Annotated in this window: 15 protein-coding genes and 1 pseudogene; all 16 read left to right on the top strand. The window is 54.8% G+C overall.

The genetic code is table 11. From position 1 onward, the window contains the following. Positions 1-561, top strand: a pseudogene (locus RDO88_RS08970) (peptidase); the annotation flags it as partial. A 35-nt stretch (positions 562-596) separates the two neighbouring features. Further along, positions 597-1,637: a hypothetical protein gene (locus RDO88_RS08975; protein WP_307759103.1), complete on the top strand. Its 1,041-nt coding sequence runs from the start codon at positions 597-599 to the stop codon at positions 1,635-1,637. Positions 1,638-1,642: 5 nt separating this feature from the next. After that, on the top strand, positions 1,643-2,107 hold the full coding sequence (locus RDO88_RS08980) for an N-acetylmuramoyl-L-alanine amidase (protein ID WP_008778307.1): 465 nt from the start codon (positions 1,643-1,645) through the stop codon (positions 2,105-2,107). Positions 2,108-2,121: 14 nt separating this feature from the next. Continuing rightward, on the top strand, positions 2,122-2,598 hold the full coding sequence (locus RDO88_RS08985) for a hypothetical protein (protein ID WP_307759050.1): 477 nt from the start codon (positions 2,122-2,124) through the stop codon (positions 2,596-2,598). Further along, positions 2,564-2,890, top strand: coding sequence for a hypothetical protein (locus RDO88_RS08990; protein WP_234173625.1), 327 nt, complete (start codon positions 2,564-2,566; stop codon positions 2,888-2,890). Before RDO88_RS08985 ends, RDO88_RS08990 begins: the two co-directional genes overlap by 35 nt. Continuing rightward, positions 2,887-3,462, top strand: a complete 576-nt coding sequence (locus RDO88_RS08995) for a hypothetical protein (RefSeq protein WP_307759051.1) — start codon at positions 2,887-2,889, stop codon at positions 3,460-3,462. Before RDO88_RS08990 ends, RDO88_RS08995 begins: the two co-directional genes overlap by 4 nt. 3 nt (positions 3,463-3,465) lie before the next feature. Further along, entirely contained in the window at positions 3,466-3,954 is a 489-nt protein-coding gene (locus RDO88_RS09000) for a hypothetical protein (protein WP_307759052.1), read from the top strand. A 38-nt stretch (positions 3,955-3,992) separates the two neighbouring features. Next, on the top strand, positions 3,993-4,199 hold the full coding sequence (locus tag RDO88_RS09005) for a hypothetical protein (protein WP_215667598.1): 207 nt from the start codon (positions 3,993-3,995) through the stop codon (positions 4,197-4,199). Then, positions 4,196-7,813 (top strand): viral A-type inclusion protein, encoded by a 3,618-nt coding sequence (locus tag RDO88_RS09010; protein ID WP_307759053.1) that lies wholly within the window; start codon positions 4,196-4,198, stop codon positions 7,811-7,813. Before RDO88_RS09005 ends, RDO88_RS09010 begins: the two co-directional genes overlap by 4 nt. Position 7,814: 1 nt before the next feature. Beyond that, positions 7,815-8,279, top strand: coding sequence for a hypothetical protein (locus RDO88_RS09015; protein ID WP_278409434.1), 465 nt, complete (start codon positions 7,815-7,817; stop codon positions 8,277-8,279). Between the two features lie 91 nt (positions 8,280-8,370). After that, positions 8,371-12,375: a hypothetical protein gene (locus RDO88_RS09020; RefSeq protein WP_307759054.1), complete on the top strand. Its 4,005-nt coding sequence runs from the start codon at positions 8,371-8,373 to the stop codon at positions 12,373-12,375. A 13-nt stretch (positions 12,376-12,388) separates the two neighbouring features. Continuing rightward, entirely contained in the window at positions 12,389-12,670 is a 282-nt protein-coding gene (locus tag RDO88_RS09025) for a hypothetical protein (protein ID WP_307759055.1), read from the top strand. Next, positions 12,667-13,386: a hypothetical protein gene (locus tag RDO88_RS09030; protein WP_307759056.1), complete on the top strand. Its 720-nt coding sequence runs from the start codon at positions 12,667-12,669 to the stop codon at positions 13,384-13,386. Before RDO88_RS09025 ends, RDO88_RS09030 begins: the two co-directional genes overlap by 4 nt. Positions 13,387-13,388: 2 nt before the next feature. Then, positions 13,389-13,577 (top strand): hypothetical protein, encoded by a 189-nt coding sequence (locus RDO88_RS09035; RefSeq protein WP_007562482.1) that lies wholly within the window; start codon positions 13,389-13,391, stop codon positions 13,575-13,577. A gap of 25 nt (positions 13,578-13,602) precedes the next feature. After that, positions 13,603-20,160 (top strand): hypothetical protein, encoded by a 6,558-nt coding sequence (locus RDO88_RS09040; RefSeq protein ID WP_307759057.1) that lies wholly within the window; start codon positions 13,603-13,605, stop codon positions 20,158-20,160. A 456-nt stretch (positions 20,161-20,616) separates the two neighbouring features. Continuing rightward, entirely contained in the window at positions 20,617-21,588 is a 972-nt protein-coding gene (locus RDO88_RS09045) for an ROK family protein (RefSeq protein WP_307759058.1), read from the top strand. Positions 21,589-21,595: the final 7 nt, after the last annotated feature.

The raw sequence follows: 21,595 nt of genomic DNA on the forward strand, positions 1-21,595 counted from the left end.
TCCAATGATGATGCCATCGTACTGATGAAGGATGGGAAGCAAATCACATTGGGAAAGGATGGTGATTGTCCTTTGCCACTAATTAATAACCAAAAAACAACAGAAGAAATGGAACTGAAACTTTTGGCCCTTCAATTGGGGCTGCCGGAAACGGCAACGGAGGCTGATGTTAATCGAGCCTTAAATGAACTTAAAGCAGCCAAGGCAGAGAATGATTCCCTGAAGCAAGAAAACGGGAAGCTGACTTTGGCCCGTATTACCGGTCTTGTGGAAAAGGCAGTGGTGGAAAAACGTTTGGGAGAAGACAAGAAGACACAGTTTATCGAACTTGGCAAGAAGGTCGGTGTCGATGAACTGAAGAATGTGCTTGATGCCATGCAGCCCCAGGTGAAGATTTCCACTGTATTGAGCTATCAGGGCGGCAAGCAGCAGGCACAGCCGTCCACCTATGCCAAACTGAGCGATGTCCCGAGTGATGCGCTGCTTGAAATGCGCGAGCATAACCCGGAGGAGTACAAGCGCCTGTACAAGGCTGAATACGGCATGACCTGTGAAATTTGAAAACCTTTAAAATGAAGAAAATGGGAAAAATTGTAATGCTTTTGACGGCACTTCTGTTCAATACGCTGACAGGTGTCGTGTGTGCTTCGGTATTGGGATTCTCTCCGGTGGCCGGAGCTGTGGGAATGAATGCGGTGGCAGCCTTTATGGGAATGACCCCGCAGAGTGCTTCAATACTCCGTGAAGGGGTTTATACGGAAATTTGGACAGGGGAACTTGTCAAGGTGCTTCGTGCCGGACTGGAAGGAACCTGGCTGGCGGGAATCCCCGACCAAAGCAGTATCGTGAACAACGATGTGATTCATCTGGTAGAAGTTGGTGTAGATCCGGATGTCTTGATTAACAACAAAACCTATCCGATTGATGTGCAGGCTTTGGAAGACAAGGATATTGCCATCAAGTTGGACAAATTCCAGACCAAGGCCACGCCGATTACAGACGATGAGCTTTACGCAATCAGTTATGACAAGACCGCCCGTGTGAAAGAGGGACATGCCAACAGCATCAATGATGCGAAGTTCACCAAGGCAGCCCATGCGCTTTGTGCGAACAAAAATACGGAAACTACTCCGGTGCTTAAGACTACCGGCGAGAAAGATCCGGCTACAAACCGTCTGCGCCTTACCGTGAATGACCTTGTAGAAATGAAGCGTGCCCTTGACAACCTGCGCGTGCCGTCAGACGGCCGCAGACTGGTGCTTTGCCCCGACCATGTGAATGACCTTCTGCTGACCAGCCAGGCATTCCGCGAGCAGTACAACATTGACCGCAACAGCGGCAAGGTAGGCAACCTGTACGGCTTTGAAATCTATGAGTACGGCAACAATCCGCTTTATACTACAGCCGGAGTGAAAAAGGCATTGGGTGCAACGGCAGAAGCCGGTGAATTCCCGTGTTCGTTTGCCTTCTACAAACAGCGGGTTTTCAAGGCAACAGGCTCTACCAAGATGTATTATTCCGAGTCAAAGAACGACCCGTTGAACCAGCGTAACCTGATTAACTTCCGCCATTACTTCATCTGCATGCCCAAGAAAGAGGATGCCGGAGTGGTAATGATGAGCGGCTATCAAGCATGATGATTATGGCAAAGTTGAAATATCTGGTAATACACTGTACGGCAACTCCGGAGGGACGTGAGGTATCATCGGCGGACATCCGCAAATGGCATACTTCTCCGGTTGCCCAGGGAGGAAGAGGATGGAAGCAGGTTGGCTATACCGACCTGTTCCACCTGAATGGAGGCGTGGAACGTCTGGTAGAAAACAATGAGGATGCACAGGTGGACCCTTGGGAAGTGACCAACGGAGCCAAGGGATATAACAGTGTAAGCCGTCACATCGTGTATGCCGGGGGCGTGGAAAAAGACGGTAAGACCCCGAAAGACACCCGCACCGGCTGCCAGAAAAAGGCACTGGAGAAGTATGTGAAGGATTTTCACCGGAAATTTCCTGATGTACGCATTGTAGGACACAACGAACTGGCAGCGAAAGCCTGTCCGAGTTTCGATGTGCAGGAATGGTTGAAAGAAATAGGTATTAATCAATAATAAAACCGGGTGGTATGGACTTGAGCGAATTTATGAACATTATCCTTGGCGGCGGCCTGGTTGGTACGGTGGCGACCATTGGCTCCTTGCGGGCTACTGTGAGAAAAGCGAAAGCGGAAGCGATGAAGGCCGAGGCCGGTGCAGAGGCCATGCGCATAGATAACGCCGAACATGCCACCCGCATTTTGATGGAAAATATTGTAAAACCTCTAAAAGATGAATTTTGTGAAACAAAGAAAGAACTGGCCCGCAATACGCGCGAGATGGCCCGTCTTAGAAAAGCTATTGATACAGCCGGAAACTGTCCTCATCGTGACGATTGCCCTGTGCTTGACAGGTTGCGCGAGTCACCGAAAGAGCATGAACCGGGAAGTCCGGACGGAATCGGCAAGCGCCGACAGCGCGAGCGGAAGCCGACGGGCGGGACTGGTGATGGCGGGGATACCGGCGAGTTCGGTGAAGCTGACTATACCGGCGGACAGCCTCCGTAAGCTTCCTGAAGGTGCCGTGTACCGTGGCAAGAGCGGACAGGCCAACCTGACCGTAGGCAGTGACGGCAAGGGAAACCTTGTGGCCGAAGCCTCGTGCGACAGTCTGCAGCAGCTGGTGCTGTGGTATGAAGAAGAGCTGACACGCATCCGGAGCGAGACCAGGAACGAAACTTCGAATGACGTTCAAACGGTAGAAAAACGCCCTCCGAACCGGATGCGGACGTTTATCACAGGTATATTGGCCGGCTTGTTGGCCGGTGTGTTATTAACCATCAAACTGAAAAAACGATGAACAAGAATTTTATGTACGGCCTCGGTGCCGTAAAATACAAGGATTTTGTAGTGGGTTATATCGAGAAAGGTTCGTTTGACCTGGGCGGGCAGAAGCCCGAGGCTGCGAAGATCGAGGCGGAACAGGTGCCGGGAGCCCCGGTGCTGATTATTCCTCAGAGCAACGGCAGCATCGCGCCCACATTCAACGTAATCCAGATGGACTACAAGAACCTGCATGCCTTGCTGGGCGGATCGCTGCACTACAAGAAAGAGGACAGCGAGAAGAAGACCCCCGTTGGCTGGACTGCCCCACAGGCCGCCATTCTGATGCAGGGACCGTGGGAACTCAGCCTGGTGTCCGGACAGAGCGTGCTGATACCGAACGGCACGCTGCTTTCCAATCTGGGCGGCAAGCTGACGCTTACGGAAACGGCCAAGATAGAATGTACGTTGGAGGTGGCTATGCCGGAGGACGGTTCGCAGCCCTACGGCGTGTTTGACTCGGAAACCCTGCCCGAAGAGTGGGGAGAGCACAAGCTGCCAGCAGCGGAAGCCGCGGCTGCAGCATCGCTCCAAAGCGAGGAGGGCTAACGCATGGCAGACCGGCTGGAACGACTGATAGAGATGGAGTGTGCGGACGCGCTGCTGGACAGCGGCGTGTCCGTTCCTCTTAAAAGGTGGAAGCTTCCGTGGCTGAAACGCCCGGTGGAGGTGCGCGTGACGATGAAGCGTCCGAGGCTGCGGGGTCAGATTCTGCTGGCGCGGGAATACCTGAAGATGGGTGTCAAACCCGACTGGCAACCGAAGGACAAGACCGAGGAACTGGCCTTTGTAGCGGAACACGGCAAGGCCGTGAGCCGTCTGCTGGCCTATACGGTATGCCGGGGCTACGTGTCGCGGCACGTGGGCATCGGGGTGACGGCATGGGTGCTGCGGAACTTTGTGGAGTGGCGCTATCTGACGGCCATGTTCCGGACATTCGAGCGTCTGATGGGCACGAAGGATTTTATGAATATTATCAGCTCGGCGGCGCGGGCGAACCCGATGACTCCGAGACTGAGCCAGGCAAGGATGGGGAGTTAAGGACCCGGTATGAGGGTTCCCATAGCCCTTTCGGCTTCGTGTGGCAGATAGCGAGTGCAACGGGCTGGAGTGTGGACTACATTCTGGACGGTGTGAATTACCAGACGCTGATACTGATGCTGAGCGACGCGCCGCGGTATGTGCGGAAAAAGCAAGGCGGCGGAAACGGTGTTCCCAGCCCGGAGCGCAGCGCCGAGGATGAAGCGAACGATATAGTAGGATTTTTTCAAAGCAAACTGGAATGAGCAAACCTGTAGAAGTTGAATTTTTGATGAAGGACAAACTCACGCCCGGCATGAACAAGGCCGAGCGTGAGGCACTGGAACTGCGTAATACCGTCAGGCTGCTGGAGGCTGAACTGGAAAGGCTGCGCCTTGCCGGGGAGACGGCTGCCCCCAATCTGGACCAGAGTGCCAATATCGCGCAGATCCATGCACTGGAGAAGCAGCTTGAGGAATTGCGAAGCCAGTTGAAACTGCTGCAGGAGGAATCGGAATCCGTGCAGGTTACCCCTGCAGATGTACCCAACGCACAGCGCCAGTTCAATGGTCTGCACAACAGTATCCAGCAGATAGCCCGTGAGATGCCTTCACTGGCCATGGGACCGCAGATGTTCTTCCTGGCCATATCTAACAACCTGCCGATTTTTACGGACGAACTGGCCCGTGCCCGCAAGGAATACGATGAGCTGCAGAAGTCCGGTAAGAAAGGTACACCGGTATGGAAGCAGGTTCTGTCCTCGCTCTTTTCCTGGCAGACGGCCATGACCACCGGCATCATGCTGCTGGTAATGTACGGTGATGAAATCTGGGAGTGGACGAAAGACCTGTTCAGCGCCAAAAAAGGCGTCGATGAATTCAGCATCTCGCTGAAGGAAATGACCGAGATAGAGAAGGACGGCCGTGCCCAGATGGTGCGTACACGCTTTGAACTGAAATCGGTCATCGATGAGATAAAGAACTTCACCGGCAGCAAGGAACAGGAAAAGGCCAAGGTGGAGGAATTGAACCGTAAATACGGAGAATCTTTCGGGTATTATAAAACACTTTCTGAATGGTATGATACCATCATACAAAAGAGTGATGATTATGTACAATCCCTCTTCCTCCAAGCGAAAGTACAGAATTTAGTAAAAAAAGCGTCAGAGGTTGATGAAAAAATAGCCGAGGCAGAAGCGAAGGATGAGAGTGAATTTGATACTTGGTGGGGATATGGAGGAAAGGTTGACCGTTTCTTTTCTTCGGATCAATCATATAAACAGAATAATAACGGACGTTGGAAAAAAAAGGAAGAAATAGAGCGGCTTAAATCAGAATATAACGGATATATATTAGCAGCGGAGAATTTAACCAAGGAGCGCTTGAAACTGGAACAGAAGTCAGGTATCGGCGGGCATATCGACCCCGAACAGCCCGGAAAGAATCCGGAAGCGGAAGCCAAGCAACGGCTTGCCACAGAGCGCAGGCTGGCGCAGGATCTTGCCGCCCTGCAGGCCGAGAACCGGAAGGAAGAGATAGACCGTATGCAAGCCGGTACCGAAAAGAAACTGGCACAAATCGAATATGACTATAACGCCCGGAAAGAAGAGATAAACCGGCAGGAAGCCGACTGGAAGCGTGAGAACAAGGAAGCCGGTCTTTCTACCGGAGATAACGGACTTACCCGGGAGCAACAGGATGAACTTGAAAAAGCCCGTGCCTCAAACACCGAGTCAAGGAAAAAAGCGGAGGCGGACGTGTACAGGGAAGAGGCGGAAGCCATGCGTGACTATCTGAAGGAATACGGGACCTTCCAGCAGCAGAAACTGGCCATCGCTGAAGAATATGCCGAGAAAATCCGCAAGGCACAGTCCCAGGGCGAAAGGCTGACTTTGGAGAAGCAGCGTGATGCGGCTGTGCACAAAGTGGACATGGAAGCCCTGACCCAAAAGATAGACTGGGGAGCAGCATTCGGGGATTTGACAGGCCTGCTTGCAGACCAGATGAAGAACCTGCTTGGCGAGCTTAAACAGTATGTCAAGACGGATGAGTTCAAAAAAACGGGAGCCGCAGACCAACAGGTCGTCTACGATGCCATTGAACGTATTCAAAGCATGCTTCCCGGTGGTAACGGCACATTGGATTTTGCCCGGTTACAAACGCAGATGCACGCTTTGGGGGATGCCGTAACACGTGTGCAAAATGCGGAACTGCAGCAGGAAGCGGCATTCATCCGGTTGAAAGCGGCGCAGACCGATTACAACAAGGCTCTTGAAAGCGGCAACCAGGCAGAAATTGAACGTACCAAAATCGCCCTTCAAACGGCCCAATCGTCCAGCGTTTCAGCTGACGAGGAATACCTGAACGCCACCTCTGAAATGAAGGCGCTTGCCGGGGAGGTGAAAAGTGCCTCCCGGGACACGGTTGACGGGTTGAACATGGTATCCGACGGGTTGCACGGCTTTGCGAGCGGAACCTTGCAGGGATCATTTGAGGGAATCCAGAACATGCTTACCGGTCTGTCAAAACTGAATATCGGAGGCAAGGTCGGTGATGCCATCAGTCAGATGTCCGAGACCCTGTCAAGTGCCGGAGTCATCGGGCAGATCATATCGGCCATCCTCTCCATACTGGATTTGCTGAAAGACGGTATCGGTCCGATTATCTCATCATTGATAGACACCATTTTCAATGCGATAACCGGAATACTCGACAATATCCTCAGCGGGGACCTGTTCAAACAGATAGGCGGTTCCCTTGTGAAAGGTATCGGGGGACTGCTGAACACGGTGTCTTTCGGAGGTTTCAACAAACTGTTCGGCATCGGCGGAAACGCCAGGGAAGTGCAGGCGGCTATAGACCGCCTTACAGACCGGAACGAGAAACTGCAGACTTCCATCGAAGACCTGACCGATACCATCAAGGCAAGCAAGGGGACGAAGAGTGTGGCGGCTTACCGCGACGCGTACAAGATGCAGCAGGAAACGAATTCGAACTACCTGCAGATGGCGATGGCTCAAGCCGGATACCACGGTAGCCACCACAGCTGGAACTACTACTGGGGCGGCTTCAGCCAGGCACAGATAGACAAACTGAGCGGACAGATCGGCCGCCGGTGGGACGGGAACCTGTGGAGCCTGAGCCCGGAGGAAATGAAGGCACTGCGCAGCAACGTGGACATGTGGACGCAGATACAGAACACCGGCAAGGGCGGTTACGGCGGGCGACTGACCGAAAAACTGGATGACTACATAGACCAGGCCGGCAAGCTGGAGGAACTGACCGACCAGCTGTATGAAGGGCTGACGGGCATTTCGTTTGACGGAATGTACAGCAGCTTCATCGACAACCTGATGAACATGAAGTATGGCGCGAAGGATGCAGCGGAGGATATATCCGAGTACTTCATGCGGGCGATGCTGAGCAACAAGATCGGCGAACTGTACAGCGAAAAACTGAAAGGCTGGTGGGAGAAGTTCGGCAAGGCGATGGAGGACAACGAACTGACCGAGGCGGAACGGAACGCGCTGACTGAAGAGTACATGCAGTATGTGGACGAAGCCCTTGCCCTGCGTGACAACCTGGCTGCCGCTACGGGCTACGACAAGACCGAAGCCGGCGGTACCAGCCAGAGTGCGAAAGCGGGCGGCTTTACGGCCATGACGCAGGACCAGGGCACGAAGCTGGAGGGCATGTTCACCAGCGGGCTGCAGCACTGGAGCAGCATGGACAAACAGCTGGAAAGCGTGGTGGAGAAGATGGACACGGCCGAAGGGCATCTGGCCCGGATAGCCGAGAACACCGGTGTGAGCGCCGGACACCTGGGCGAACTGAAGGAAGTGATAAAGAAAATGATACGTGACGGACTAAAAGTGAAGTGATATGGGCAATATACTGAGCGGACTGGTGCTGGTGAACGGCACGGACATCTGGACGGAATACGGCGTGTTCCTGGTAGAAGACCGGCGCGGCGGCATGGAGAACCTGACGGCCATCCTGACCCCGAGCAAGGCCAAGAAGGATACCGCCGTGGACATACGGGAAGAGGACGGTGAGAAATACTCGGCAGTTCTTAACCCCAAGAACGAGGCGCGGGACGTGACGCTGCACTTTGCCCTGTACAACAAGACCCAGGCAGGCTGGATGAAGCAGTACTTTGCCTTTGTGAATTTCCTGAAGCAAGGGAAGGCCGGCTGGCTGGAAATCCGTTTCCCCCAGCTGGACCTGCAGCTGCGGGTGAAGTATGCCGACTGCACGAAGTTCACCCCGCTGACCTATCTGTGGAGGGAAGGCGTGCATGCCGGAAAGTTCCGGGTAAAGTTCCGGGAACCGAAACCGATTATATAACCATTCAGCAAGCTGATTGTCGGCTGCGCTCGGTCAAATCGAGCAAGCTCTTTGACACTCGCTTGCACGACAATTCAAACGCTATTAGAATATGCTTCTAACGATATATGACAAAGCCGGGAACAAGCGTGCGGATGTGGCCGTGAACGACAGCTCGACGCAAAGCAAGGAGGTACAGGGAGACAATGTGCTTTCCCTGTCGTTCAGCTACTATGATTTTCTGCCCCTGGACGTGAACGACTACACGGACTATCTGGGTGAACGGTACTGGCTGACGGAACGCTACACTCCGAAGCAGGTGAACGAGGGCGAATGGGACTATGACCTGAAGCTGTACGGTGTGGAGAGCCTGATCAAGCGGTTCCTGGTGCTGGAGACGACGGACGGGGACACGAACCCGGTGTTCACCCTGACAGCCACGCCCCGCGAGCATGCGGCGATGGTGGTGAAAGCCATCAATGACGGCATGGGCCACACGACCGACTGGAAGGTGGGTACGGTGGAAGGTACGGAGCTGATCACGATAGACTACGAGGGGATGTACTGCGACGAGGCGCTGAAAGCCATTGCCGAAAAGGCCGGCGGCAAGGTGGAATGGTGGGTTGAGGGGCAGACGGTGAACGTGTGCCGCTGTGAGCACGGGGAAGAAATCACCCTTGGCTATGGCAAGGGGCTGACCTCGCTGGAAAAAGACACCAGCAACACGGCCAAGTTCTACACCCGCCTGTTCCCGGTAGGTTCGACCCGCAACATCGATGCGGAGAAATACGGCAGCCCGCGTCTGATGCTTCCCGGCGGCAGGAAGTACATCGAGCAGGGCGTGGATGAATACGGCATCTATGACCATTACGAGCAGGATGCCTTCAGCGGCATCTTCCCCCGTCGGGTCGGTACGGTAAGCTCGGTTCGCAGCGAGGAGGTGACGGACGAAGAAGGGAACAAATTCACCGTCTATTATTTCCGGGACGGGGAACTGGACTTTGACCCCAACCAGTACGAGCTGGCGGGTGAGACCAAGCGTGTGTCGTTCCAGACGGGCGACCTGGCCGGGCTGGGAGAAAGCGATGACCACTACTTTGAGGTGAACTACGACAGTGCGGCAAGGGAATTTGAACTGATTACCATCTGGCCCTACGATGACGACACCCAGCTGCCGGGCGGCCAGATGGTGCCCCGAGCAGGCGATACCTATATCCTGTGGAACATCCGGATGCCGGATGAGTATTACCGGCTGGCCGAAGAGGAATTTGCGGCAGCGGTTGAGGAGTACAACCGGGACCACTGGCTGGATATTGCCGCCTACAAAGCTCCGACAGACCCGGTGTACATCGAGGAGCACGGCATCGACCTGTTTGTGGGCAGACGGGTGAAGCTAGAGAGCCGGAAGTATTTCCCGGAAAAAGGCTACCGTCAGAGCCGTATCACCAAAATCAGCCGCAAGGTGAACGAACCCGGGCAGATGGACATCGAGATAAGCGATGCGCTGCAGGTGGGCAAGTTTGACAAGGTGACGGACAGCATCGGTGCGCTGAAAAGCTATACGAAATCAAAGACGGAAGGCGCTGCCCTTCCGGACATTATACGAAGCTGGGACAAGACGATGCCCACAGACAACAACCTGTTTTCCGCCCGGCGCAGCCAGAAAGAGTTCCTGAACAAGAGCAAGCCGGACACGGCCAAAGAGCCCATCCGCTTCCTGAAAGGTGTGACCTTTGGCGAGGCTGCCGGCGGCAAGCCCTGCGGCAGTGTGGACGGTGAGGGCAATGCCGAGTACCTGACTGCCGTGATCCGCGAACTGCTGCGCAGCACGGAGTTTGTGGACGGGCTGACCGGTGAGGGCTGGCAGCTGTGGATTGACCAGCTGACGGGACTGACGAACCTGACGGTGGACAAAGTGACTGCCCGGCAAAGTCTGGTGGCGCTGGAACTGCTGATTGAGCAGGTGCGCAGCGTGTGCGGCCAGCTGGTGGTGTCGGCAGCCAACGGCAAGATCAAGGACGTGGTGAAGCAGGGTGACAACTACCGCATCCTGTTTGAGCAGGAATCGGGCTTTGTGGCTCATGACCTGATGCGCTGTGCCGTTACAGGCGGGGCAAAGCTGAAATCCTACTGGGTGGAGGTGGCCTCGGTGATAGCCGGCGGGGTGATGGTTCCGGTTAGCGAGTTTGGCGGGGTGAAGCCGGAGGCCGGCGATGAGTGCGTGCTGATGGGCAACACGGAAAACCCGCTCCGGCAGAACCTTATATCCATTGCGGCCACGGAGGACGGGCGGCCCCGTATAGACATTTTGGACGGTGTGAAGGCCAAGAACTTCAACGGCTGCCTGCGCTGCCGGCTGGGCAAGCTGGACGGCATCAAGAGCAGCGATTTCCCGGCAGACAACCAGCCGAAAGGAAACGGCCTGTATGCCGACAACGTGTGGCTGAAGGGTACGTTTGTGCTGATGACCGGCGAGGACATCCTGACGCGGTTTGAGATAACCGAAGGCAAAATCCATTCAGCCGTGGAAAGTTTGCGCAAGGAGATACGCGAAGAACAGAGCTATCTGGACAACAGCAGTTTTGCCGACGGCATGGACAAATGGAAGACGGGCAGCAAGGCTACGCTGTTCACCCTGGGCGGACGCTGGATCTGGGCGAACGGCGGTCCTTACGGTACGAAGCCGGACGGGCATGCCGAGATACGGACTGACGGCAAGGTGCCTTATGCCTATATCCGGAACAATTACATCATGCAAAGGCTGAAAGACTTCCGCCTGGTACCGGAGTACCGGCAGACGAACAGCCAGGGCGAACGGGTGCCCGGTGTGGTGTATCTGTCGTTCAGTTACCGGGTAGTCAAGGCCGGAAGGCTGAAAATAGAATTTGTGGGTGCTGACAAGACCGGGTTTGAGAACTTCAACATGTTCGGCCATGAAGAAGACCTGCCCGCGGGCGGTGAGAAGATGTTTACGCTGGACGGACTTTGGAACGGAACGGGCGACTTCAAGCTGTCGTTTACGGGCGTGATTTACATTTCGCTGCTGGTGTTCAGCACCAACAAGGCAGACGCACTGGCCTATAAATACCGGACACTGTTTGAACAGAGCGACCGGCTGGTGAAGATTTCAGCAGCGGTGTTTGACAAGGACGGTGAAGCATTGAAAGAAACCGGGCTGGTGATCAAGCCGGAAGGTGCGGGGCTGTATGCCCAGGATGCCAGCGGCAAGGTGGCCCTTATCGGAGTCAGTGTGGAAGAAACAGACGAATACGGCAAGCCCGTGAGCAAAATCAAGCTGACAGCCGACCATATACAGCTGGAGGGACTGGTGACAGCCAACGGAAACTTCAGGATTTTAGAAGACGGTAGTATTGAAACAAAGAATGGTAAGTTTACCGGAGAAATTGACGCAAACACCGGAAAGATAGGCGGGTTCAGCATTTCGTATGGTCACATCGGAATTGACCGGGAAGGAGACCGCAACGGCATGTATCTTTTTGATACGATGATAGGATTCAACGGTGATGAGATGCAATCCATTATCGGCACCTGGTCAGATTTAGGAACCCCTCTGTTGGGGAGATTCATCAATACACGAAACGATTATACGAATTATGGGCTGATATTTAACGTGTCTGGTAGCTTGAGCAATCGAAACTATGCGTTTTTAGGTACGGGAGACGGTATATTGAAAGGCGTTGTGGAAGGCTTCAGGCTGAACTGGATTTCTTTCGATAAAGAAAACGAAGCCAAATATGTCAATCTGAATAAAGGGAAATATGTGGAAGTAAACGGTAGTTATAACAATTGCGTGTTGATGCTTCCCCGCCTGCCGGATTTGCGTACGGCTTTGGGATTGGGTATCCAATCCACTGAAGATATGGCAGTCAGGTTGACTGTGGTAAAGCGCAGCGGAGTGAATGTGAAAGTTTACGGCAGAACAAATAAGATAACAATAAACGGTAATTCTGTGGACAATGATGAACATCCCTATCTGCGAGACAACAATTTTGGGAATACCCAATATTGGGAGATTGGCAACGGGGATACAGTTGAATTCCTGCTGACCTTCAGCGGGAATGAATATAATGCCTATACAGTGAGTATTCATCGATAAAAACTATACGAATATGAAGTTGAACTTTAAAGAATTCCGCATTCCGTCCGGAATCAACAAGAGGAACTGGCGGATTACAGACGTGCGTGAACAGGTGGCAGACCTGCTCTATACCCATGCAAACGGCATCAAGGCCCATCGGCTGGCCTTCAAGATACTGGACAGTACCGGTGACGAGGAATACAGCACCGAGGAAACCGGCACGGTGCGGTATGTGATAGAACAGTTTTGCCTGCCCTGCGTGATTGACGGACTGAATGAACTGCTGCAGGCAGGGAACCATAAAAACGAATGAGTATGGCAGAAATGACGCAAGAAGAAATGGTTCAGGAAGTGCTGGACCGTGTGCTCCAGTCCTCTACCGGTGTGGAGGACCTGGAAACTGTTACCTCGCTGAGCGGTGTGAAATCACTGCCCGGCGAGAAGGACGGCAAGATGGTGAACGTACCTCTGGAACTGATAGGGAAACCTGCGAGCGATGCCGCCGCCCGTGCCGAGGCTGCCGCCAAGAAAGCGGAAGGAGCCGTAGCCGGACTGGAGGAAAAGACCCAGGCCGCCACGGAAGCCGCGACCAAGGCCAACGAAGCGGCAGCCAAGGCAGAAAATGCCGCTTCCAAGGTGGAACAGACTACGGCAGCAGCCGTCGGCGGGGCTACTGCACGCTTTTCCTCATGGATGGAAACCGGAAACGTTTTACCTGACAAGTGTACCAAGCCGGGCGGCAGCGTGGTGTATGTGGCCGGTGCCGGGAAATTCGCCTACCACATGGACTCCACCCTGTACGGGGACTGGGACGTGGCGGGTGTGCCTCCTGCCGGCATGTTCATGAATGCGGACCGGACAGCCATCCTGCCGGACAAGCTTTACCTGTTGGGCGATGCCGTATATACCGGAACAGAAGGCCGCCTGAGACTGCTGGCCTACCGGCATGAGGTGATGAGCGGGGATGCTTACGAGGCACTGCCGGACAAGGATGCGAATACGCTGTATCTGATTTATGAGGAGGATTGACGATGATAACCATAGGCGGTAAGGAAATAACGGCTGCGTATGTGGGGAAACGTGCCCTGTCGGCTGTCTATGCCGGGGCAAGGCTGGTATGGTCCGCAATCAGCAGCTGTTTCGGACTTGGATACTGGAAAGGCGACGAGCCGTGGAACGGGTCGGACGCATGGAACGGTAGCAGTAAAACTGATAAATGAATGATTATTATAAAAGGACAGTATTATGGCAAAAAGGAAAATAAGCGGAATCATCAATGCGACTGAACATCCGATGAATCTTGAAACACTATGGAACCAGAAACAGCCGGACGGCACCTATCATGCCTATGCCGGGGACGATGTCGAAGCGTTTCTGAAGAAGGAACTGTCAAACCGTACCCCTACCGAGGAACTGGTGGGCGGCGAGACGAAACCCCCTACATCCGGAACGGTGTTTGATGCAATGGTGGGTACGGTGACGGACGTGGATGTGCAGGACAGCGAGGACGGCACCCAGTACGTGATGACCGTCAAGCAGAAGGATAACCAGGGCGGCGAGAGCTCGAAGGAGGTGCGCTTTTCCAAGTACACCGACGACGACAAGGTGGTGGTGAACATTGACCTGACGGACAGCGGCGGAGCGGGACTTCCCTCCCAGCAGTACCTGGCACTGGGAAGCGGCTTTGTGGTGAAATACTCCGTGAGCGTGGGTACTGCCGGTGGCGGTACGGTGGACGGCTACAGCGACCTGAAAGCCCGCGTGATTGTGAAACGCGGTTCGACCGTGATCAGTGAGTTCCAGGATGCGGAGTTTGCGGGTGTGACAGCCGGACAGAGCTACACCTTTGACGCATCGCCCTACCTGAAGGATGCTACCGCCTATACCGTGCAGGTGGAGGCGCAGGCTACCTACCAGGGAGGCACGCTGATGAAGACGGCCACAGCCAAGGTGACCATGGTGGCCATGACGCTGGAGACCACCTACTCGGTGGGCAACGGGCTGGCCGACGGCGGGTACCGGAACGATGTGAACATCCCCTTTACGGCCAAGGGTACGAGCGGCGAGAAGAACATCTACTACCGTGTGAACGGCGGCCAGGCTTTTACCCTCGGTCTTTCGGCCGGCAGCGGGGTGCAGCAGAAGAACGTGACTATCCCGCTGACGCAGATGCAGGAAGGTACGAACGTGGTGGAAGCCTACGCACAGCATGAGAACTCCGGTGTGGTGAGCCAGGTGCATTACATTACGCTGCTGAAGGCAGGCGGAGGTGTGACAGCGTATGCCGGCCTGATGTTCAGCCACCGGGCAGCGGGGTTCCAGCGTGACTGGAAACACCCGGTGCTGGAGGCAGAGCAGTTCACGGCATGGAGCTTTTCGTATGCCGGTTATGACCGCGATGCGTACACGGCCCGCGTAAAAGTGACCAATCAGGGCAGTGTGGTGAAGGAAGACCTGCTGCAGCGCGGTGAGACCGGCAGCTACGGGCGGACGAACGTGAACGTGGAACCGCTGGACTACCGCGTGTCGTGCGGTGATGCCGTGCTTGAGGTGCGGGTGAACACCGCATCGCACCCCGACATTGAAGCTACGCTGGCACCGGATGCGGTGTGTACGTTTGATGCCTTCGGGCGAAGCAACACGGAAAACAACCCGGCCAGCTGGGTGAGCGGTGACAAGCGCATGGAGTTCCGGGACGTGCTGTGGAGCGTGAACGAATACGGGGCAGGAAGCGGCTGGCACAAGGACCGCCTGCTGCTGGCCGGCGGTGCAGGCATGACCCTGACGGCCGACGGAGGATACCGCCCCTTCAACGAAGCGGACAAGCCGGAGGGCTTTGCCATCCGTGACGTGGGCATGACGCTGGAGATAGAATACAGCACGGCGAACGTGACGGACACGAACGCGGAACTGATTACCTGCCTGGGACAGCTGGACAACGGCAACCGGTACGGGCTGATTGTGACCCCGGAAGAGGCCAAGTTCCTGACCGGTGTGGTGACCGAGGCGATGGATGCCGGGCAGGTGCTGCGCTATGAGGACTCGGTGGGTACGAAATTCCAGCCGGGTACGAACATCCGCATTACCTACGTGTTCTACCCGAACGTGCAGACGAACGAACAGCGCACGCTGATCGGCTTTTATGTGAACGGTGAAGAATCGGCAGCTTCCAAATGGCTGGACAAGGTGAATTTCAACATCCAGAGCCAGCTGGAGTTCAAGTCAACGGGTGCCGACCTGAACGTGAAGAGCGTGCGCATCTATAACAAGGCGCTGACCTCGGACGAGGTGCTGAACAACTACATCGTGGACCGCAACCACCTGGAAGATGCCGACGGGGAACCGGGCGTGCGCTCGCTGGATGAGGACAACCGCGTGCTGAACGAGGGGGACACAGTGAGCATGGAGAAGCTGATGGGACTAATGAAGAAGCGCCGGAACTCGATCCTGGTACTGATAGGTACGGGCAGCGTGGGCAGTGAGGTGCCGAGCGAGAGCGACACGCTGAACGTGATGGATGCGCTGGCCCAGCTGAACAACAAGAAGGCCAACAAGCTGTGCCGGGAAGTGAGATTCTACAACGGCGAGAACCGGGCGCTGGACTGGATAGCCCGTGACATATATCTGCGTATTCAGGGTACCAGTTCGGTGAACTATGCCCGCAAGAACCTGCGCTTCTACTTCCAGAAGACAGCCAGCGGATATACGGCACGGATGAGCTACGGCGAGATAGACGGTAACGGGCAGCAGAGCAACCCGACAGCTACGGAGGGCAAGAAGAACCTGTTCCGGCTGCGGGGCAACTCGGTGGGCGCAAAACTTGCCTGTGCGAAATGTGACTTTTCAGACTCCTCCATGACGACCAACACGGGCGGTGCGAAGTTCATTCATGACGGCATGAAGGAAATGGGAATCCTGACCCCTGCCCAACAGTATGCCGCCGACCATGCAGATACGTGCAAGGAAGATATACGCTCGGCCATTGACGGCTTGCCCTGTGACCTGTTTGTGGCCAAGAGTGTGGACGAGGACCTGACCTATTACGGCCAGTACAACATGAACAACGAGAAGAGCGACAGCTACCCGATATTCGGTCAGGACAAGACTATCGGCGGCGAGCAATGGGGAACCGGCGACACCCTGAACTACCTGCAGGCGAACGGCGACCAGCCGAAGGAATACCTGCCCATCTGCATCGAGACGCTGAACAACTCGAATGACCTGTGCCTGTTCCGATGGCTGCCGTCCACGGAGCCCGACCATACGGACTTCATGGATTTCAACTTTGACGGCGGTTTCGAGTTCAACCACCCGAAAGACGTGTTCTGGAACGACGGCGGTGGCGATGCCGAAGAAGAACCGAACATCAAGGAACACTTGGGCACCGGTGACAAATATGACAAGATGTACAAGGCCCTGGACCGCATGATGGGCTTCCTGTACAGATGCGTGAAGGAAACGCCTGCCGGCAAGAATCTGACCTATAACAGGGAGTCGCACACGTTTGACGGGGTGGACTATGAGGATGACGGCAACAGGTTCCCGACTGCGAAATGGGTGAGCCCGACCTTCAGGAAGGAAGCCGGGAAGTATTTCAACCTGCCCAACCTGGCTGCCTACTACCTGTATGTGCAGTTCAACCTGGGCGTGGACCAGCTGGCAAAAAACATGCTGGTGCGGACGTGGGACGGTGTGATGTGGTGGATAACCTATTACGACGGGGACTGCCAGCTGGGTTCGGACAACAAGTCGTTCCTGACCGGGAAGTATGACGACAACCGTCAGACGAAGCGCGACGGTGCCTACGTGATGCAGGGACACAACAGCTGGCTGTGGAACCTGATACTGGGCAACATGGGCAATCTGCTGGAGGAAGTGATGACCAAGGGCGTGAACGGCGGTACCAGCTTCATGAGCGCCTTCAGTATTCAGAAGGCCGTTGACCATTTTGACACCGAACAGATGAAGAAGTGGTGCTCACGACTGTACAACAAGTCCGGTATCTTCAAATACATCTACCCGTTCCTGAACGAAATGCCGGTGGGTGCGGACGGCGCGAAACAGACCTATCCGCAGATCTACGGTCTGAAGGGTTCGCTGAAAGCGCACCGGAACTATTTCATCCAGCGCCGGTACGACCTGAAGCAGGTGGAGTACGGCTATGTATCTACGCTGGGTGCCCAGTTCTACCAGAGTACTGCATCGTTGGACAAGGCTTATAAGCTGAAACCGATGCAGTACCGGCTGACCATCCCGTACCGTGTGCAGTTATCTACCAGCAACGGCGTACAGGCTGACAGCGGTGTGGTGGATGCGGACGTGCTCCATTCCCTGCAGCTGACCCGTTCGTTCGGCGAAAATGACCCGCTGAAGATTATCGGTGCAGCCAAAATCAAGGAACTGGTGTGGCATGAAGATGCGTTCGCCATCGGGTTCAACTTCGGTCTGCTGACCTCACTGGTAAAACTGGATATGAGCGTGGAGAAAGCCAGCGGATACCGGAACGGCTCGTTCATGGCCTCGACGAACGGGATGCTGCTTCTGGAAGAAGTGAACATGCGGAATAACCTGCTTGCCCGGAACGGGGACAACGGAAACGTGGCCACCTTGGATTTGAGCTGGCAGGGGCGGCTGAAGAAACTGGACGTAAGAGGTACGGGACTGACCCGCGTGAAACTGGCCACCGGTGCGCCCGTTGTGCAGTTATGCCTGCCGGACACGATTGAGGAACTGTTCCTGGAATATCTGACCAAGCTGCAGGACAGTGGCCTGATACTGGAAGGCATCAATAATGTGCGGGGCTACCGCTACACCAACTGCCCCGGCATTGACGGGTTTGCCATGCTGGAACGCCTGCATCAGGCCAGACTGAACGGCAGCGGCAAGCTGGAGCGCTTTGTGCTGGAGATAGACAGGGAAGACGACGGAACCCTGCTGAAGAAGTATTTCGATTACGGAACGTACACGCAGACGGGTGCGGTGGATGACAGGCATTCGGGACTGAGGGGCAAGCTGACCCTGACGAAGTATCTGGCTGATGAGGAACTGGAGAAGTATGCCGCCCGTTATCCAGAACTGACCATCAAGCAGCCGCCCTATACGATGATTGAGTTTGACGACAGTGTGGCCGACGATGCCAACATTTCGAACCTGGACAACAAGACGGGGTACAAATACGGCAATACGTACAAAATGAGCGGGCATGTGAATGCCATCCTGTCCAAGCGCCACCGCGTACTGGCCAAGGTGACCAAGATGCCAACGAGCCGGAAGGTGGAGATAGCCGGGCAGCAGGTGGAAGTGAACAACCCGGACGGGGAGATGACCTATTTCCCCCTGCATGACGAAAGCTCGAACTTCTATGCCGATGCGGAGGATATGAACGACTGCACGGTGGCGAAGCTGGACGGCAGCGAGGGTGACTGGATGATGTATGAGCCGTTCTACTGGAGCAAGGGTATCAACGATTATCTGAACAACAAGAAGTATGCCTGCTACAGCAGTTATCCGGAGGACGAAATGCCCCCGATTCCGGAGGCGACAGTACTGACGCTGGATGCCATCAAGGAAACGCAGGGCGGCTGGCTGGGTGAACGCAAGATCATGAGCGGAAAACCTACGTTGATGGAATCCTATACGACTGACAAGGCCTATTCGGTATGTAAGGTGGATGTATCCGGCTACAGACGTGTCCGCTTTCCGAGCGTTCCCGGTACGGGGCTTATCGGCAGTGTGTTTGTGGATGATGCAGGAAACATCCTGAAGAGCATCGTGGTGCCGACCATCGGCTTGAAATTTGAAGCCGGCATGTATCTGATAGCAGACGTTCCGGAACGTGCTACAGCCCTGCATTTCTCCATTCTGAACACGGCAGAGTTTGACTGCGTGGTGCTGAGCAACAGCGACAAGATAGAGGACATGGAACCGGATTGGGTGGCCAATGAGGAGCATCTGTGTGCCGTTGTGGGCAGTTCTGTAGTGGGCAGCAAGTTGCGCGCCTGCATAACCGGCGGCTCGACCACTGCCAGCATGACGTGGACGGACTTCCACTATTACAGCCAGCAGCGTGGCATGCAGCAGATAGACTCGCTGATGCACAGCCGCATCGCGAACCTGAGCTATGCAAAGTACGGGCGTAGGGACATGCAGGAACAATGCGGTGCCGGTCAGCATAACAATAACCGGACAACAGGTGGAACGGCAGAACACGGGATGACAGACACCATCGGCTACGATGAAGCGTATGCCATCAACAACAAAATCACGAATTCGCTGATTGAAGATCTGGTGCACCAGTTTGCCTGGTATAAGAGCCGTGACGAATACGGACAGGCGACTGTGGTGCAGGTGAACAATATCTGCTGCCTGGGCTATGAGGACATCTACGGCAACAAGTATGACATGATGGACGGCGTGGATCTGCCGAACAACAGCGGCAACGTGGGCAAATGGCGTATCTGGATGCCGGACGGAACTGTTCGCTGGGTACAGGGAAAAACGGCCAGTGATCAATGGATAACAGGCGTGGCGCACGGCAAGTATATGGACCTGGTTCCGGTGGGTAATCTGAACGGATCGTCTTCTACCTACTATACCGATAAGTACTGGATAAGTACCGCCACAGTCCGTGTGGTCTCTCGCGGGTACTACAGTGCGAGTGCGAGTGGCGGTGTGTCGAGTGCGCATGCGAATAACGATGCTTCGAATACGGATGCGTATGTCGGCTCGCGTCTGGCCTTCCGCGGCAAAATCGTGCGGGCGCAAAGCGTGGCAGCGTACAAGGCGATACGCGAGGTGGCGTAAGCGCAAAGCGCCAAAGCGTGGAGCGAAGCGACTAAAACGAAAGAACGGGATTCGGAAACCATCCGAATCCCGTTTAAAAGGTATTCAAATACCGGCAAAGCCGGTCGAATTTTTAAAGAATATTGATAGGGTAGGGGAATACAGAACTGAACTGATTTGAGGGTAAACGACCTCAATTTAACTATGTAAAGATAGCACTTTTTGCTGATATTTGCAAGTGATTTTCTGTTATTTTCAGCCTATAAATGGCTTGTTGAAATGGAATAAGGAGTTGCTTAAATTATACGTTTCGTTTTGTGAAATGAACTTTTCGTTTTGAAATGCCCGAACATTTCGATTTGCGGATTATAGTTGGAGGACATTTTTTTGTGGAAAAGATTTTGCCGTTTCATTTTTCTTTGTCAAATTTGTAACCAACATTAATAACTAATCCTTTAAACAAAAAAAGAAAATATCATGAATACGAACATGGAGAAACCCTATGTGGTAGGTATTGACATAGGTGGTACGAATACCGTTTTCGGTATTGTGGATGCACGTGGTACGGTCATTGCAAGCGATTCTGTCAAGACAGGCGCCTATGCGGAAGTGGAAACTTACGTGGACGCCGTGTGTGAGGCTTTGTCGGCCCTGCTCGAGGCAAACGGCGGCAAGGACAAGGTGAAAGGCATCGGTGTGGGTGCCCCTAACGGCAACTACTATACGGGTACCATCGAATTTGCCCCCAATCTGCCGTGGAAGGGCGTCATTCCCCTGGCTTCCCTGTTTGAGGAGCGGCTGGGCATCCCGACGGCGCTGACCAACGATGCCAATGCGGCTGCCGTGGGCGAAATGACCTATGGCGTGGCACGTGGCATGAAAGACTTCATCATGATTACGCTGGGCACGGGTGTGGGCAGCGGTATCGTCATCAACGGCCAGCTTGTTTACGGCCACGACGGTTTTGCCGGCGAGCTGGGACATACGATTATCCGCCGCGAGAACGGCCGTGTGTGCGGTTGCGGACGCAAGGGCTGTCTGGAGACCTATTGTTCGGCCACGGGTGTGGCACGTACGGCCCGCGAGTTCCTCACGGCCCGCACCGAACCGAGTCTGCTCCGCGCCATTCCGGCCGAGAACATCACGTCGAAGGATGTGTACGACGCTGCCGTGAAGGGCGACAAGCTGGCTCAGGACATCTTCAACTTTACGGGTGAGATTCTGGGTGAGGCGCTGGCCGATGCCATTGCCTTCTCGAGCCCCGAGGCCATCGTGCTCTTCGGCGGTCTGGCCAAGTCGGGCGACTATATCTTCAAGCCCATTCAGGAGGCCATCGACAAGAATGTGCTCAACATCTACAAGGGCAAGACCAAGCTGCTGATGTCCGAACTCAAGGACGCCGATGCAGCCGTGCTGGGTGCCAGCGCGCTGGGTTGGGAGCTGAAGTAACTGCTGC

Origin of the sequence: uncultured Mediterranea sp., from assembly GCF_902493215.1 — a bacterium.
Classification (GTDB): Bacteria; Bacteroidota; Bacteroidia; order Bacteroidales; family Bacteroidaceae; genus Bacteroides.

Excerpts from the sequence above, each read along its gene's own strand:
- RDO88_RS08975 (WP_307759103.1), top strand. The coding sequence starts at position 597 with ATGCTTTTGACGGCACTTCTGTTCAATACGCTGACAGGTGTCGTGTGT.
- RDO88_RS08980 (WP_008778307.1), top strand. The coding sequence starts at position 1,643 with ATGGCAAAGTTGAAATATCTGGTAATACACTGTACGGCAACTCCGGAG.
- RDO88_RS08985 (WP_307759050.1), top strand. The coding sequence starts at position 2,122 with ATGGACTTGAGCGAATTTATGAACATTATCCTTGGCGGCGGCCTGGTT.
- RDO88_RS08995 (WP_307759051.1), top strand. The coding sequence starts at position 2,887 with ATGAACAAGAATTTTATGTACGGCCTCGGTGCCGTAAAATACAAGGAT.
- RDO88_RS09000 (WP_307759052.1), top strand. The coding sequence starts at position 3,466 with ATGGCAGACCGGCTGGAACGACTGATAGAGATGGAGTGTGCGGACGCG.
- RDO88_RS09010 (WP_307759053.1), top strand. The coding sequence starts at position 4,196 with ATGAGCAAACCTGTAGAAGTTGAATTTTTGATGAAGGACAAACTCACG.
- RDO88_RS09015 (WP_278409434.1), top strand. The coding sequence starts at position 7,815 with ATGGGCAATATACTGAGCGGACTGGTGCTGGTGAACGGCACGGACATC.
- RDO88_RS09020 (WP_307759054.1), top strand. The coding sequence starts at position 8,371 with ATGCTTCTAACGATATATGACAAAGCCGGGAACAAGCGTGCGGATGTG.
- RDO88_RS09025 (WP_307759055.1), top strand. The coding sequence starts at position 12,389 with ATGAAGTTGAACTTTAAAGAATTCCGCATTCCGTCCGGAATCAACAAG.
- RDO88_RS09030 (WP_307759056.1), top strand. The coding sequence starts at position 12,667 with ATGAGTATGGCAGAAATGACGCAAGAAGAAATGGTTCAGGAAGTGCTG.
- RDO88_RS09035 (WP_007562482.1), top strand. The coding sequence starts at position 13,389 with ATGATAACCATAGGCGGTAAGGAAATAACGGCTGCGTATGTGGGGAAA.
- RDO88_RS09040 (WP_307759057.1), top strand. The coding sequence starts at position 13,603 with ATGGCAAAAAGGAAAATAAGCGGAATCATCAATGCGACTGAACATCCG.
- RDO88_RS09045 (WP_307759058.1), top strand. The coding sequence starts at position 20,617 with ATGAATACGAACATGGAGAAACCCTATGTGGTAGGTATTGACATAGGT.